The sequence below is a fragment of the Acidovorax sp. KPB24-07 genome, assembly GCF_057543315.1.
The window spans coordinates 1-690 of the sequence record NZ_BAAJYS010000870.1 but is presented as its reverse complement, the minus strand read 5'-3'; the positions used below and the strand labels follow the sequence as shown (position 1 = coordinate 690).

Annotated in this window: 1 protein-coding gene; it reads right to left on the bottom strand. The window is 64.6% G+C overall.

Features of this window, described 5'->3' with window-relative positions; all coding sequences use genetic code 11:
* Positions 1-588 (bottom strand): AP2/ERF family transcription factor (locus tag AC27IQ_RS26375; RefSeq protein WP_487091423.1); only part of this gene is annotated, 588 nt, incomplete at its 3' end.
* Positions 589-690 lie beyond the last annotated feature (102 nt).

Sequence of the window (690 nt, the reverse complement as noted above, 5' to 3'; positions counted from 1 at the left end):
TCGGGTCCGGTTCTGTGGCAGGGGCGGGTTCAGCACCCATTCCCGGCGTTGCTCCAGGGCAAGCCGCCTGGCCTCTTCCTCGCCATGGCGTCCCACGGAAAAGCACTTGCGCCGAACCTTGCCGTCGGACGTCGAATACTCCGCAATCCAGTATTCGCCGGTCCACACCCCGCCGCGGCGCATCGTCCGGGTCCACCGATAGCGGTACACACGACGCTCTGGGGAATGTGGTGTTGGCAACCGCTCGCTGCGGTCCTTGCGAAGGCGGGGAATGGCCGAACGATCCATGTCGGGGAGTTCATGGCCTCGGCGGGGTTCACCGTCAGGATGGCGAACCATCCACCCATCCACGGTTTGGAGCATCTGGTGCCTGGCCTCGATCGCCAGTTCCTTGGCACGCTCCTCGCCGAACTTCTTCACTGCAAAGGATCGGCGCTGTGATTTGCCGTTGGCCAGATACACCGTGGCCGACCAGCGAACCCCTCCCGGCTCAACGCTTCTTGAGACGCCTGGTACTCCGGAGGTGTTGTTCTTGCGGACGATGGCGCTGAACTCCCGCCGGCTCAAGGGGCGGATGGTCCGCAGCAATTCGTCGCGGTAGGCGAGCGCTGCGGCCTTGGCTGATTCTTTCCATGGCTTTCGTCGAACCCGTCACCCTGCGCGATCGCGGCATCCGCCTGGAGCCCCTCG